The sequence below is a fragment of the Pedobacter sp. W3I1 genome (genome assembly GCF_030816015.1).
GTDB lineage: Bacteria > Bacteroidota > Bacteroidia > Sphingobacteriales > Sphingobacteriaceae > Pedobacter.
The window spans coordinates 4,485,984-4,502,147 of sequence record NZ_JAUSXN010000001.1 but is presented as its reverse complement, the minus strand read 5'-3'; the positions used below and the strand labels follow the sequence as shown (position 1 = coordinate 4,502,147).

At 36.2% G+C, this 16,164-nt stretch carries 9 protein-coding genes; 5 read left to right on the top strand and 4 right to left on the bottom strand.

What is annotated here, in order from left to right; all coding sequences use genetic code 11:
• Positions 1 to 442 precede the first annotated feature (442 nt).
• The 4 genes from QF042_RS18345 to QF042_RS18330 are packed head-to-tail and all read right to left on the bottom strand — an operon-like array spanning position 443 to position 6,475.
• Positions 443 to 3,541, bottom strand: a complete 3,099-nt coding sequence (locus QF042_RS18345) for an AAA family ATPase (protein WP_307531064.1) — start codon at positions 3,539 to 3,541, stop codon at positions 443 to 445.
• Entirely contained in the window at positions 3,531 to 4,058 is a 528-nt protein-coding gene (locus tag QF042_RS18340) for an ABC-three component system middle component 1 (protein ID WP_307531062.1), read from the bottom strand. Before QF042_RS18340 ends, QF042_RS18345 begins: the two co-directional genes overlap by 11 nt.
• Positions 4,042 to 5,394: an ABC-three component system protein gene (locus QF042_RS18335; RefSeq protein ID WP_307531060.1), complete on the bottom strand. Its 1,353-nt coding sequence runs from the start codon at positions 5,392 to 5,394 to the stop codon at positions 4,042 to 4,044. The genes QF042_RS18340 and QF042_RS18335 overlap by 17 nt, the downstream gene beginning before the upstream one ends.
• A 1-nt stretch (position 5,395) precedes the next feature.
• Positions 5,396 to 6,475 (bottom strand): ComEC/Rec2 family competence protein, encoded by a 1,080-nt coding sequence (locus tag QF042_RS18330; RefSeq protein ID WP_307531058.1) that lies wholly within the window; start codon positions 6,473 to 6,475, stop codon positions 5,396 to 5,398.
• Positions 6,476 to 7,316: 841 nt separating this feature from the next.
• Here QF042_RS18330 and QF042_RS18325 point away from each other — a divergent pair.
• The 5 genes from QF042_RS18325 (at position 7,317) to QF042_RS18305 (ending at position 16,058) form a co-directional block, all read left to right on the top strand.
• A complete protein-coding gene (locus QF042_RS18325; RefSeq protein WP_307531056.1) occupies positions 7,317 to 9,710 on the top strand; it encodes a hypothetical protein in 2,394 nt (797 codons plus the stop codon).
• Positions 9,707 to 13,969 carry a hypothetical protein gene (locus QF042_RS18320; protein WP_307531054.1) on the top strand — a complete coding sequence of 1,421 codons (4,263 nt, stop codon included), beginning with the start codon at positions 9,707 to 9,709 and terminating at the stop codon, positions 13,967 to 13,969. Before QF042_RS18325 ends, QF042_RS18320 begins: the two co-directional genes overlap by 4 nt.
• Positions 13,950 to 14,459: a hypothetical protein gene (locus QF042_RS18315; RefSeq protein ID WP_307531052.1), complete on the top strand. Its 510-nt coding sequence runs from the start codon at positions 13,950 to 13,952 to the stop codon at positions 14,457 to 14,459. Before QF042_RS18320 ends, QF042_RS18315 begins: the two co-directional genes overlap by 20 nt.
• Entirely contained in the window at positions 14,438 to 14,977 is a 540-nt protein-coding gene (locus QF042_RS18310; RefSeq protein ID WP_307531050.1) for a hypothetical protein, read from the top strand. The genes QF042_RS18315 and QF042_RS18310 overlap by 22 nt, the downstream gene beginning before the upstream one ends.
• Positions 14,978 to 15,143: 166 nt before the next feature.
• Positions 15,144 to 16,058: a hypothetical protein gene (locus QF042_RS18305; protein ID WP_307531049.1), complete on the top strand. Its 915-nt coding sequence runs from the start codon at positions 15,144 to 15,146 to the stop codon at positions 16,056 to 16,058.
• The last annotated feature ends 106 nt before the right edge of the window (positions 16,059 to 16,164 follow it).

The following is a 16,164-nucleotide window of genomic DNA, read 5'->3' as shown; positions in this document are numbered from 1 at the left end:
TATCTTTTGTTCCAAAGAGGATGCAGCTTCTTTCTCCGACAGCAAGATTGATTCCCGACTTACCATTTTTTGAATCCGGATGGTATTTGCTATTTTCGCGCTGCAAACTTACTGGTCTGTACTTTATCTAAACTAGCGCTTTCAGGATTGAGGAGCCTTTTTGTGAAATAGTACAGTGTTGGAACGAAAGGGTGTCGAACCTTTCGATTTATTGTAAATCAGTAAATTGTAATTCTGTTTATGACTTGAGATACCAAATCCTCACCTTTATTGATTTTAAATGCGAATTCCTATTGTAAATGTACAGATTTATAGATTATACCATAATAGTGATGGTATTGAAGCGGGGGGCTTGGCCCCCTTCACGCTTATTTTTTTTCCAGCAAGCGGGTATAATCTACATTATCTAGAGCCTGTTTCGCAAGATTTGGGTCAGAAAAATTTAATTTTTCAACTTCCCAAAGCTTTCAAGCTCAAGGAATTTAGATTTGAATTTTTCAGGTGGCAATTTTTTTTGCAATAGATTATGAAAATTTTCATCATGAGTAGATAAAATGATCTGCTTTTTATGATTAACCACAATACTTCTAAAAAGATCAATAGTGGAAAGAACATTTATACTATCCATTGATTGAATGGGGTCATCAATGAATATGCAGTCGTATTTTGGGGAATTAAGTGCTGTTGCCAGAAAGATGCTTAAACTTAGGATATTAATCTGGGCGGTGCTAAAATATAGGTTTGGTATCAACATGGTCTCACCAACCCCGCTCTTAACAAATACATCAAGCCTTGCGGAATCGGACTCAAAATCAGCCTGAAACTGAACCTCTTTAAACTCAGGATGGGGGTCAATTTTTTTGTACAGATCATTGATCAGCTTTTCATAAAAAAACTCTTGGATTTTTGTCTGTAGAAAAGTCTTGGTTTTTAGCTTTTCTTCTTGAAGTAAGGGATCAACCTTGTCGGTTAATAAATTCAGTTCTTTTTCAAATTTTTTAATCTCACTTTTTGCACCTTCCGATAAAAGAAACCCTTCTATGTTATCACAGTATCCATTTAGTTTATCATAACTATCTATTAAATCCTTATTCTTTCTGACCTTAGCATTAATTTCCTTTTCTTTATTGTCAATCAAAGTAGAAAGCTGCCATCTATCAAGTCCTGTATTATTGATACTCAGTTTTTTGTTTAAGAAATTAACGTAACGCTCAGTCTTCTGATTCGCATCCACTCGTTTTTGTTGCATGTCATTTAACCTAGTGATTAAATCCTCCAGTTTATATTGAGATAATTTTTTTTCCTGGGTTTTCAGATTGGCCTCTGTTTCCTGTTCTAGTTTAAGATTTTTTTCCAACTCTTCTGTCAGTCCTTGGCTGTGTTTGTCTATCGCAGTCCGATTAATTTCTTCTCCAGGCCATACCATTCCAAAGAGTTGCATTATCTCAATGTAATCATCCATCTTTTCTAACTCACTAATCTCATTCTTTAATAGCTCAGTTTTTGATTGGGAAGAGGATAACTCTGCCTGATCCGCGAATAGCTTTGTCTTAACGTCGTTGAGACTTTTTACAATCTGATTTTTTAAATTAGTGAGCCTGTCATGTTCCACTTTTAGGGTATGTTCACGTTCACTGGAACTAAACCCGGATAATTTGATATTAGCTTCAGTCAGTTTACTATTCAATTCTTCAATCCTGTTTACCAATCTCTCGGATTCGGGTTTAAAAGAGTCTATTTTATTTTGTAATATTTTCTTCTTTTCTTCTGCCTCCAGGATATCCAGGTTGTAAAAACTTTCAAGTATGGCCTTTTCGGTTTTAATCTGGTTCTCAATATTTTCAATTGATACTTTCAGATCATTCTGATCGGAGAGCATTTTTTTTAGATTTTCGCTTAAAGCTGTATTACCGGTGATTTTACTTAATAATTCATTGTACGAATTGTACTGATGTTCACATAGCGGACAATCTGATTTTTTTCTTTCATTAACAATTCCTAAACCTGCCTGGATAAATTCCTGGATATTTGAATTCAGTATCTGCTGCTGTTCAATAAGATTTGTTTGCTCGGATAATTTGTTTCTTTCAGTGTTTAGACTTTTCTCCAGTTCACCTAGGATAACTATCCGGGCTTCAAGATCTGGATCATTGGCCACCGACTCTTTTGAGTATATATTTTCCCGTAGTTGCTTTAATATATTCGTTGTCGCGGATATAGAAGATTCCAAGTCTTTGATCTGTTCTATGGGCTTTTTTAAATCCTCCTTGATCACATTCAATCTGAATCGCGCAGCTTGGATTTCTTCCGAATTTTTGTTGAAATCAGTTATTATTCCCGGTAACTCTGCTATCAGTCGGTTGGTTGAATCGATCTGTTCAATAAGGGAATCAACCTGGGTCTGTAGCTCTGCCTGCGAACCCTCATTTCCGCTTATCCTAATTACTAAGCTAAAAACAATTTTATCAAGTGTCTCGATAGCAATCCGTTTATCTTTAATTGAAGTAGCAGTTAACCCATGTTTTTCTAATTTGGGATAATAATTTTGGTATACTATCTTTAGTTCGTTTAGCTTAACTGAATTCTTTTTTAATTCGGCAAGCTTATTTGAATGCTCCTGCAGATTTTCAATTCCTTTAATACGGCCGGATAAAAGGTTTATCTCTTTTAGGATATTTTCCAGATCATTCAGTGTTTCAAAATATTGTGTGGCGCCACAGATGTTTTCATCACCGGTTCTTGCAACTATAATATCTTTTAGGACAAGGTTTAGCTCCTGCTGATTATTCATCGAAATTCTGCAGTCGACGATCGTATCCTGAAGTTTTTTGATCTGTTCCTTTGTTGTTGAAGCGTCAATCCTTGAAAGGTTTTTCTGGTCATGTTCAGAAATAAGAAGATCAATTTGTTTATTTACAGTTGAAAGGAGGTCTTGTTCCCCGGTATTGATGATTAGATCTCTTAAATCTTCAATCTTTTTCTTTAAAGCATTTTTCTCATTTTCCAGTACGCCAATTTGGAGCTTTATATTGTTATAATATTTGTTTATCTCTGAGAGATCAGGTCTTTCCATAAATTTTTTATAACGCAGCTCTCCATCACTTTCAGTGAGGAAAGCAGAAATCCACTCTTGACTTAGAATAACCTGCTGGAAATCATGTATTACTGGTTTTTTAAAATTAATGTCATGAGATTGTTTTCCGTTTTTTTTGAAGATCTCTGCAAATAATCCTGTGTCAGAGGTGATTTTAACAAACGTTGGCCCTTTGGATTTTGAATTCCTGATCAAAGGCATTTTGTTTTTAACCGCTTGAAAATCCGCAAGTTTTTTTAGCTCTTCCCCACGGATGTAAAATCTATTGATTGATTTTGTAACGGCCCACTCAACCGCATCGTAAAATGAGGTTTTTCCAAATCCGTTCGGAGCATACAACGAAACAAAGTCAGCAATATCACCGGTGTTGTCACTGAAATCAAAATTTGCATTTTTAGGATCATCATAAATCCTGAATGCGGATATCTCGACGCTTTTAATTTTCATTTGCTCTTTTTTTTACTGTTCTGATGATTTTTTTGAATATCTCTTTATCTTCATCTGTAATTTTTTTCTTTGCTTCCTTATTTTCCAAGATGTCCCATAATAGATCATTATGGGTGAAAATTATTCCTGGATGCTGGGCGGCACCAAAAACCAGGTCCATATTGACAATATGATCATCAATAATCTTCTCGTTTGGAGTTACGCTTTCTATAACAATCTTTCTGCTGGAAAACGTATTGTTTTCAATTATGTATTTCAGTTCATGGAGTATTTCCCTGGGCAAGATAAAAAACAGATAGATATTCCAGATTGCGAATTCATCCGTTAATAAGGACTGGAAGTTTACTGCTATAAAATCTACAATTGCCAACCATTGTTCTGAAAGCTTGGGTTCGGAATCAATTTTAATAAAAAATGCAGGGATCTTTCCCAAATAATCGACCTCAAGGTACTCGAAAGAAGCACCTTGGAAATTTTTATGCAATTCTGAAATTATATCGTTAGTTGAAAAGGTCATTATATTCTTGCTTAAGTTTATCTAGGATGTCTTGTTCGCTTAGGTCTTGGTATTCTTCAATTTTCTGAACGATGCATTTTGTCTTGAAATAATCGATATGGACAAAGTCAAAGCATGTAAATGGATGTATACCCATATCTGTGCGGAATCCCTTTTTGTCATAAGGTCTCTTGATATCTATAAGGGTTCCTTTTGCAATTTTAAATTTTGTCTTTGCAGGACTTTTAGAACTTACAATTACCGTTGAATCAGGTTTCAGGCCAAAATAATTTGATTTGCCGTATACTTGTGAAATGTTAACAGCTGTCCAGTCGTCCGTATGGACATACATAAGCCGGTAAGAATTGAAGATCTGTGATAAATTTGTAGAGTCGATCTGATCATATTTGGCAATATTCATAATTGTCAGAAATTCAAGCCAGGCAATCCAAACAGCGTTATACCCTAAGCAGGTTTTATCATTTTCGTTTACCAATAACCTTTCTTTGAACAATTCTCTAATTGCAAATGGCGTTATTTCGGAATCGATGATATACTGCGCTTTGTTTAGTAGCGTAACCCTGGCACCATCTGCATTCTCGACATCCATCGCATCCACATCCAATAAAAAAGCCTTGTCTCTTAAAAAAGAAAAATTTGCCAACGTATTAGGATATAGTTTTTCCAGTCTTCCTGCATATTTAGGATACTCAATTATTTCTCTCGCATACTTGGGCTGTATAAAACCAATTCTTCCTGCAGGGTATAATAGACTGGCCATTTTACTCTGCGTCCCGGAGAAGGTTATTCCATCGCCATTTAGGCTTAAAATTCCACCGCCGGACATTCCTTCAATATCCTGTTGATCGAAGTTGCCAATAAGCTGGGCACTTATCGAATAATTCCCTGTCGCACCGAAATTCTGTATTTCCTTTGTCTGGTATCGCTCTCCAGCGATATTTGCATTTGCCGTGTTTGGAAATCCGCAAAGGTTTATACCCTGAACAAAAATAGGCTCCTCGATAATGTTTATCATATTGCAACCGTTTAGAAAAGGTATCTTAAGGATTGCCAGGTCCGCGTGCTCATGCGGAAAATAATTTTCGTCAAGCTGCAATACAAAATCAATAGATTCCAAATCCCACACATCGCCATTATGGGTATGCCTTGCTATATGAATTAAAGAACCGTTAGGTTTAAGCTCTTTAATAGTTTCCCCAGATTCGAGCTCTTTGTCTTCATCGAACAGATGTTTGGCCGTTATTATATAGGTGAAATTTTCAGTCATAGGCTGAAAGAGACAACCACTTCCTTCGCCTACTACAACCGTATATTTTTTTAGATCGTCCTGTGTCATATTAAAATTCTATCTCCGTTGTTAATTTTAATTTCATCTCCGGAAAATCTTTAAAGTCCTCGGACTGAAGAATATTATTTTTCACGAACGCATAATTGAAATGAAAAACAGCTTCTGGATTTATGCTGATTATTCTCGCAAGAGTTCTTTTACTCGGGTGGTTATCGCCGGCACTATCACTACTGAAAAAATAATTTTGTGCTTTAACCAGGGAAATGAGTTTGCGGTTTGTATTGCTCTTACTGCCATGATGGGATACCTTGAAGATTGCAACCTTCAAGGGCGTAGACGCTGTATATCCCATTTCTTCAAGAGAATTTGAAATGCCTATCGGATGAGAATCCCCCAAGAATAAAAAATTTGTGTTTCCCAATGTGAGTATAAATGAAATAGAACTACCGTTTTTTACACTTGTGTCCTGCTTGAATTTATATTTTGGATCAGCTTCTTCTTTAATGAAATCTTTTAATGGCGTTTTCCAATCGCTTTCTTTGGCGGTGGTGTGGGTATCAACTCCTGTTTTTTTTCGGTATTCTTTTAGTAGTTTTCTAAGTTGTTGCTCATCGGGAGATAGTATCTTTATGCCTACCCCAAACTCACTAAGTTCTTGCTTCTTCAATATTATCTTTCGTTCCCATAGATTATGTTCTAAAAGATAGTTTTCGAAATCTATTGCTTCGTGTACACCAGTTACTGTGGACCTAAATATTTTTAGTCCAATACTGAGATCTGGATTTTCTGGTTCTTTCAGGTACTCTGCAATTAACTTGCCCGAGTTGAACCATACGTTCTTAATCAGCTTATATGCATCATTATCTTTTTCGAACCATTTTATAAGCCCACACATATGATCATTATCGATATGGGTAAGTATCATCAGGTCAATCATTTCGTTCCTTGATCTGATTAGATCTATTTCTCTTTTCAGATTACCAAATTTATTGGTTGACTTATCATAATATGTAGCGTCTCTGCCTCCATCAATCAAGATATTTTTAGTTACTCCTTTATCATCTGTAAACGATAATAAAAAACAATCTCCATTCTGAGCCTGAAGAAATTTAATTTTTGTATTAGCCATTAATTGGTTTTTGTTGTTCAATGAAATTGAATCCCGGGATGGAAATTAGGAGTTGATGTTTCTTTTTAAGAAAATGCGGTGTTTGAAATGGGGAGTCCGTGAGATTAATACTTTCATTGGTTAGAGTGAGTTAATTTTTTCAAAATTATCCTTTTAAAGTATTAAAGACAAAATTCAGAAAGATAATTTTTATGACAATAGTAAATAAATATCATTAAACCTGTCTATGAATTGAATGTAATTTTTTTACCGGCAAACAAAAAAAATGTTGAGATCATTTATTGCCGTTTACTAAAAGCATTCAATTTTTTTAACGACTGGAACAATCTGTGGGAACATAGCCTGACTGTATATCTCAGTAAAAGTGGCAAGAACCTAAAAGTGACCTCCATTTCAGCGCAAAACGGCCGCCAAATAGATTGCCGAGTAAATACAATATTTTCCTTTCCTTCAGAATAAATACCTACAACTACTCCTAACTGCTTTTTAGATTCAGCTATTTACCAAAACAATCGCTCTTGGACTCAAAATAGCCGAAAACCAGACTCTTCGGGTTATCTGGAACTGGCAAAAGATCTGTCTCGAAAGTCAACTTAATTTAAAGGCGATTTCCATGTCAAAAATACGATTGGGGACTTCTCCCGGTGGATTTATTTGAAGTATAATACTCAAACGACGATAGTTTTTTAGATGTGAGGCATTAGAAAATGAATTTGAATCATAACTTTTTTAGCTAAGGTTTAGCTTTTTATCCGAAAAGTTTTATATTCGTTTCGAACTCAAATTGTTTTACGCTCTCAATAGTCTACGATTCAAGGTTCAATAATTCTAAATTAATCGTATGACACTATCTATTGAAGACGTTTTTTCAAGGGAAAACATAGTTTTGAAAGTCCCAAAGATAATTGACCATTCGTTTATCGAACAATTAGTTGGACTGTTTAAGGATATGATAGCTCATTTTAAAGGTGTAGATAATATTCTTTATGCTTCTCCGAAAGAACTTCATTTGATTTTCCCACAGACATATGGTCAGAATGACAAGGAGCAGGATTTCGACCTTGTCTTTTTCGGGTATCTTACTTTGATGAAAGCTGAGTTTCCATCGATGATTATCAAGATATTTTATCCAGAGCTTATTCCTGGTACCAAATCTGCAAATCTATTCTATCAATTAGCACAACATCAGGCACATCTCCAGGTAATGTGTGAAGAAGAGGTTTTTAAATTATTTATAAATGGAGAGGAAAGGACGGCTACAACTGTGTTTCAATCTGATTCTTATCTGCCTATATTATTGGTTACTAAGGATTCCATTGAACTGATTTTTAAGGAAAAAACGGATGGAAACTCCTTTAAGCCACGATTTGAAAAACTAATAGCGGATAAACCGATCCATGATCTTTCGAAAAGAGGAGAAGGTTTCAAGATTTTGAAACAAGAGTTTAGGCGATCGATAAAGGGAGGGAAATCATGGAAAAGAGAAGATTTAAGTGCACTTTATCTTATAGAGACGCTTTCGAAACTTCCAATAAGCGTTTCTGAACTACTGAAGCTTACTTACAAGCCTAGTAAGAACAATTCTATTTATGCAATCAACTGCCGGGCCTCCTTAGTGAAAGTTCTAGAGGAATATAGTGTATTCGGTTTCAGTGACGCTGAAATTTATTGTTTCTCACTGTTATTACACATGGGAGAATTGTTTGGAATTCCTTCTGATGAAAATGAGTTGATTGATCGAATGAAAGCGGTAATGGAAGTTCCTGAAAAACTAAAAAAAGGACAGAAGGACGCTATCATAAAACGCTTTTATTTGATTTACGAAGAGAATTTCAGAAGCCTGATGCAAAAGACTAAAGGATTGGCATATGGGATTCAGGAACTAGCGAAGAATATGGTTGAGCATACCAAAAGCGGGTGTGGAATCATCACTGCTAGAATTTATAATCAGGAACGGATTAAGAGGCTAAAACGTATCGACCCTAAGTGGATATCCCAGTTTAGCGGGAGAGATTATTTTGTTGATATAAATACATTTGATTCTGGAAGTGTAGGTATCTGCTCGTCATATTTCGAGAATCTAAGCAATGAAAAATTACTCTACTCTTCAGAACTAAGCGACTTGGAATTGCAGCAAAAGATCCAACATGAGTATGAGGAGGATATTTCGGAGGTGAAGAAGTATAAGCTAAATAACTTCTTTGACTTTAATTCCATCAAGCTCTTTCATCAGATTAATCGCACAAAGGCAAGACTCGGATTATTGATCTTTTCTCAATCGATACTTAGTGAAAGTCGCGCCTTCGTAAAAGTTGCTTCTAATGATATCAATGAAGAGTATCCAAGAGGTTATGCAATGTCTGAACAGAGGGGTACTATTCGGCAGGATGATATTTCTGACTTTTACAAACTTGGAACGAATTATAACTTTATAGTTCCAATTGCCAATGGATTTGAAGAACTTGATCTAACAAAGGTTGATGACTTTCAGGAAAGCAGCACTCCAGCTTCGGTTTTTCTTGAGCTCCAAGGATATAATGTCAAAGAAGATCCCAGCCCAGCAAGAAATCTAAGTATCTTCAAGCTTCGGGCTGATTTTTCTTTCGGTGGAAAGTATCTGAAACTGGATATGTTAAAGGAATATGTTCTATCAAAGGCCAGTGAAGGTATAATTGTCTTGGATGCAATAGAACTTAGCGCGATACTCCATAATTCTAGCGACTGGGTGAGATTTTTAGCAAACTTGCAGTTTACATCAAACGGCTTGAAGGAAACAATAATTACTGGAATGGGGCAAGAGTTATATACAGAGATCATCAACATTCTCGCCATCTTCGACCGTGCGCCGAAAGGAGATGTAGGCTTCTGGAAACAAGATCGATATGTCTTATTTTATATTCCAATCAAGCATCATTTTGATCAGTTGGAAACAATAATGGATAGACAAGGTATATCAGATATATTTTGGTTCAACAGCCTGCTATGTGGAATTAAGTTTCAGCATTTTGTCAACGCTAACCTTGAGATAAATCAATATCACAATAATATGGCGAACGTTACTGTCGGTTTTGAGCGAAAAAGGGAGCCAAAACCTCCAGGGATGAAAGGTCCACTTTTTTCCGCATCAGGGAAATTACTCAACTTCGAGTTGTTGTTGGAAAATAAAGAATATATATCGCTTTTTGAAGAAACTACGCGCTCATTGATCAACGTTGAAATACAGGATTTTGCATGATAAAAATCAATACCTCTGCATATTTCCAAAAACTAAAGGGATACAAGATATCGGGTAGTCATTTTGAACTCGGTTCCAATCTTCATATAAAGGACTACTTTTACGCGAAAAGGTTGTTCTACAATAGCTTCTATACAAATAGGTTTGCCTTTCTAATAAGCCGCTATATCATTAATACATTTGAAAGGGAGATTCAAATTGCAGTTAGGGCAAGTGTAATAGACGGACACAGCTCGATTACGCTTTTAGGTTATGAGCAGTATTCGGACCTCTTAGTGAGCAATATTAGGAAGATGTTGAACGATTATTATAAGTGTCATGATTCCCTGTGCGATATCTTTAATCATGATATTTGTACTAAAGAAACATTATTTCTTAAGAATCCTGAACGCGTAAATGAACAGGTAATCTTGATCGTCCCAATCAGTACTACCTTTTCCACCTCATTGAAAATACAAACAGAAATTTTTGATAAATTCAAAGTTTCCGACCGTGAGGAGATCAATAAGAAGAATATTAAATTCTTGGATCCTGTCATTAACTGTGTTGTAATAGCACCTGAAATTTTGGATTGTGATAAGGATTTTACGAAACATCCTGTGGCTAAAGAGTATGGTTGGGGTATGGTTTCCTTGTCCGAGCGAAAAATTGCAATCGAGCACCTTGACAAAAAGATCCTTCAAAAATCTGGTACGCTAAATGAGAAGTCCCTCGTCGCGACAGAAGTGAACCAGAGGTATTTTATATCTCTGCATACCCCTTGGTATAGGATCAATTCTTGTAAATCATGTTATCCTACAAACACTGCTCAGGAGTTATGTTTGATTGAAACTCGAGCAAGCTCGATCACACCAAACCTCATCTTTGGTTATCCAAGAAGTTATCCGCACAAAAATGATCAAGATGTTTTTCCATTCTTTGACGATGGAAACGTAGCTGGATCAATGCCGATAGTATATAGAAAGCATATTTTAAAATACGATAAGAACTATATTTACTATATCCGGGTGGGCCGTTTTCTACAGCATAATCGGGAGAGCGTCTCAGAATGGCTGCGCAAAAAGTGTACACCCTTCCATCACCTTGAGGATAAAAAGGTTGTAATCATCACATCAACGCTAGGCTCTAATTCAGGATTTGTCAACCTGGTAAACGATGTTCTGTTTTCTGATGTTGCAACGATAATTCAATATAATCCGAAAGAAGAGTTTCTACATAACTTCAAAATGTTTTACACTGAACTTTTGCAAAAAGCTGATGTAGTGATCTTTGTTGATGACGTGCTTTCGACAACAGAATCAGTTTCAGAAATTAACTTCTTTATAAAACATGCCAGGTCGGATAAGAGGGGGATTGATTTTAGTCTAGGCCTGATAAATCGAGCTGGTTTTTACAACTACTCCAAGTTGGTCAACAAATTTCGGCTAGAAGATGATCCCGTTGATTTAGTTCGTGTTTTTAACTTCATAGACATTAATGTTCCTCCAATTCCTCATAGGGATCAATACCCTTATTCAGCCCTTGTGGATAAATATCGTGAACTGTCATCAAAATCTGTTCTCGATACAATGCGCTTGTATTTTAAAGAGCGAGAACTTAAATTTAAACCTGTGGATTTAAGCAAGGAATATGATAGCCTTGACGACGCAGGAAAACCGAAGTCTCTTTACCAATTTCTGATCAATCATGAATTTATGAAACTTTTCAGGACAGATAGCGAAGGTAATTATAGTCTTAAACTTCAGATCGAGGACATATTTGAATCTGATAAAAATCATGGACTAGACAAGTTAGTGAGTTTTGTAGAAAGGGATAGTGATGGAAACTCGATAAAAAGCTTCAATAAGATATACCCTGAATTTAAGGGGGAAACAGCCAATGCTTTACTTAAGCTTTGTAGTTCGGAGCCATACATTCAACATGGCAAGATAAAAGAGAAAGCATTTGGATGGGTGCTCTCTGTATTGATGCAAATGGTAGGGGAAATCAATAAGATGGCAAAAGTGCCAGACAGCTTTTTCCAGGCAAGAAGCAATAGCCGATTGTCACGGTTTTCACCATACCAAACATTTATGTTCCTGCTAAAGCGAGCTTCAAAACTTAAGATGAACTATATCTACTCGCTTGAGGTACTTTCCACAGTATCTTATGTGATTGAAGGAATAGAGCGTGTTGGGCAAGTACAATACTACAAAGAGCTTCCATCCGAGAAAAAGGATCTCTTTGATCCTCTACAAAAACTGGTGGAGGATAGCATTGAAGAGATAAAGCCAATGCAGTTTATTACCTATTATATATCGTTGTTACAGGAGCTAATTTTCGAACATGAAAGTAAAGCCATTAAAGTTGTATCTAATATCAAAAAGATCATCGACAACAACATAAAAAAAGGGAATCTCAGTGGGGTGAGAGGAAGAACGCTAAAGAATTCCTACAATGATAACTTTATTCACCTGCTAAGGCTACTAGTACTTGAGAATACCTTTATCTTTCATTCCACGTGCGAGAAATTCTTTAAGAAAAAATTGAACCTTAATTTCGGATCTCCTGATTATTCCGATTTTCTTATCGGTCTAGGGTTGAATTTTGAGACTTATCCTTTTCTATACAACAGATACATGTTATCCAACTTTATTCAGAAAGGAGATGAGGTGGAGTATAAACCAGCTGATGACATTATTCAGTCTTTCAATGACATGATGGTGTTAAAGGCTATGTTGAAAAGTGAACGAGATGAGCCAGACATGGCTAAGGATGTATTGATTGAACAAAAGCTTCAGACCATCCTTCAGATTTGCTGCAATATACTCGGGGTTGAACAAGGGGGAGCATTTTTTGCCGTCAGTTATCAAAATAGGGGAAAGGTCAAACAGCGTGACGATATTGCGATAGTAAGTAATTACTACACCAATATCAAAAGCAAACTGGACCCAGATACTTTTTCAACTAATAGCTTTCTGCACCAAGTCTTTCGTGGAGTAGAGGAAAATAAAGGTGATACACCGCTTTCTGCTTTTGAGATCTCTCTGGATGACAATGGATTGATCCATTTTCGGGATAATATTGATTTTAGCACAAACGAAGCTTACTATTTTTCCGAATTCCAAGAGAAGCTGTACAGTAAGATTTTATACCTACGAATTACGGAGATCAAGCCATCTTTAGATGGAAAATCTTTTGAGGCCAGGCCGCAAGCGGTATTGGGATTTTACTGCAGTCCATTAGAAGCAGTGCCAAGTGATCTGTTTATCAAACAACAGGAGGATATTCTTGATAGGCATGTAAATAACCAGGATAAGGAATACACTGAGTTTAAATTCAAGGCAGTAAACAGTTCGAAAAAGACTTACCCCACAAAGGTCTACCAACGACCTTACCAGCGGTTTGATCCCAAGCGTGTCAGGCAGCTATTATTGCTTCGGAACGACTTAAGTGATTTTATAAACCATCACTTGAATAACGATAGCCTTCGTGCCTACATAGAGCTATTAAATAATGAAAAGATTTCGACTAGTTTAAAGCATGGGATAGGTGTCTATGAAGATCTGTTCAAAAAGTACACATCAATTCTTAATGAAGATGCCCGTTTAGTGACCCAGGTAAATGTCCGAGAAAAATTGGAACAGGGGACTGTCTTCCTGCAGACGGTATTTTCTTATCTCACAAACAAAATGCATCTTATCTCTCTAGCCAATGATGCGATAAAACATAATGGCTTTGAACAAAAACACAGATTTGAGCAAATTGAGTTAAAAACGTTGGTGGAGGGTTTTAGAAAAGCAGTTCCTTTTATTTTTCAGCTTGATCAGGATAATATTAGAGCATTAACAAGTGAGGAAATCTTTTTTGATTCAGAATCTATAAGCGAAGTTCATCTGCAAATAGAATTTAATATGTTTCCCAAGCTATTCGATGAGCTGATTTTCGAAATACTTTATAATATAAAGCGCCATGCGGTTCTGGGAAGCAGGTCGAGAATAAGCGAAAAGAACCCGCTCGAAATCAGGATTTTTACTGAGCAGATCAAGCAGGTAAGATACTTATGCGTTAGTAATAATTTTTTACTCAAGACCCCAAGGTATGTAAGGCATCTAAACGAAAAGCTGAGCAGGAAGAAAGGTGTTGATGGTTTAAATCTCATTCATAATATCATATCGAGAACTATGGGAGCAAAATTACATATAGAAGCCCAATCAGGATATTTTAATGTTTACATACCAATAGAAACAATCAAAGAAAATGAAAGTACTGATAATTGAAGATAAGCCCGGGCACTTGCAGGCAATGCAGGCAGTGTTGATCCGAGCCGGACACGAGGTATTTCCAAGCAGTGTCGAACGTGAGAAATTGAACGAGCATATTATTGCGTGTTTTGAGACCGGAGTAGATGTTTTTTATGTGAAGGAGGCGACGGATTATATTCAGAGTTACATCGATGGGATCAACCCGGATTTAGTTTTGGTTGATTATGAGCTTAAGGAAAATACCGACTGCGTGATTGGAACGAGTTTTATTGAAACTTTCCTCGAAGAAAAAAATATTGTCATTGTCACTGGACAAACTGATAGCATGCTCAACAACGATATTATAGCATCTATCGGCAAACCATATCCAGGTACAAGACGGGAAGTTTGCTTCAAGGACAAGGACGTCAGCCCAAAGTTCCTTAGATTGCTAATGGAAAAAGTCAAATTATTTGAAAATGATGATGAAGATAAAGCTGTAAAATGGAGAGAACAACAGCCATGAATCCTGCAACATTCCAATCACTCAAGTCTGCATTCACTACCAAAAATACTGAATTTGAAAAGTTTGAAAGAGATCATAAGGCAAAACTTCCAAAAAAAAGAAGCGAGTATGAGGAAGTGCTAAAAGAACTTACCGAGATACTCTCTCAGTTTGCACACCTGCAGTATGATTTTGTCCAGCTGGAAGTCGAAGAGAAATATAAGGAGTTTAAAGCCCAGCACATTGATGCCATAAATATCGTCATTAACCGAATTCAGTATGTTTATATAATGCCACTTTCCTTGGCCCTTGGAAGAAACTACAACAAGTTCAATTTTCGCGTGGCCGTGGCTTCCATTTTAATAGGCGCGGCAATTCCGTACATAATCTCAGGTATTTGTCAATGGGTAAATCCAAGTGCTGAAATCTCTACAAAATTGAAATCTAAACAGGATGTTATTGAGAAGAAAAAAATATCTCCAGTCGTCAAAAAAGCCGTCCAGAATCAGAAAATTAGAACTGAGATTAAAAAGAAATAGGATAATTAATTAAGATTACTTTCTATCTCTCTATGTTTTGGCCAGGAAAAACTCTATTTTGAGTTTAGCTAGAATATGTACGTTTATTATCTAAATGTTAAGATTCTTTTAATTTGCATTCTGAAGATTGTCTGTTTTTTCTAACTTTAGGGAAGTGATTTACTACATGAATAAAATAAACCCAATAGACGATTTTCTCTCTAATTTCCCACTCTTTACCCCATTTATGGCGGTGGAAGAATATCAAAGTCAAAACCAAAGCTATACTGATCCGTTTGAGCTGCAGGGTACCTCCTTCAGGTTTTTTTGTGAAACAGAAAAAACTGATGCCACTTTTGAACTAGAGATATCAGAAGCAACCAAAGAGCATTTTGGGAAATTACCAGGGGACAGGATACCATCCGAACTCATTGATGAATTGGGTAAGCTTGACTATATTCATCACTTTAAGGGTAAGTGTAGATCCTGCAAATCATATCAAGTGGATTTTCTACTCCATATTTACTCTGACAATCCTATTCCGGTGCGTCACAGCAATATTGTAAATAAAAGCTCAAGTGACAGAGCTAATATCTATATCGAAAAGCTTGGTGGGCCGCCCTTGAAAATAAAAGTTGATAAAGCTATCGAAAAGTATTTGGATAGGGAGTCAGGTAGCTGGTACTATAAAGCAAAAAAGTCTCTTGTTGACAAACTTGGAATCGGCGCATTCGCCTACCTGAGGAGAATAATTGAAAAAGAACTGAATTCAATTGTGGAAGATGTATCGAAACTTGAAGGAGCTGATCCAAAATTAAAGGAGATAGTATCAAAGCATGTGAATTCTAAGAATGCACACCGAGTCTATGATGACATCTATGATTATCTTCCACGATCACTTCAGGTATTGGAAGAAAACCCGTTTAAAATTCTTTATAAACAAACTTCTCAAGGCCTACACAATCTCTCTGAGAATGATTGTTTAGAGCGCGCACAACAGCTAATTATTATATTTGAATTTGTAATAAAGAAAATATCCGAAGAACGTTCAGAACTTCTCACCATTAAAGAAGCTATTAAATCCTTAAAGAGAATTACTTAACCCAGATTGATGAACGTTTGAAAAAATAAAGAGTTAAGTATGTTCTACCTATTAACATCGATTAAATCGATTGAGCGAGTTTTCTTATAGGTGATTATTCGAACAA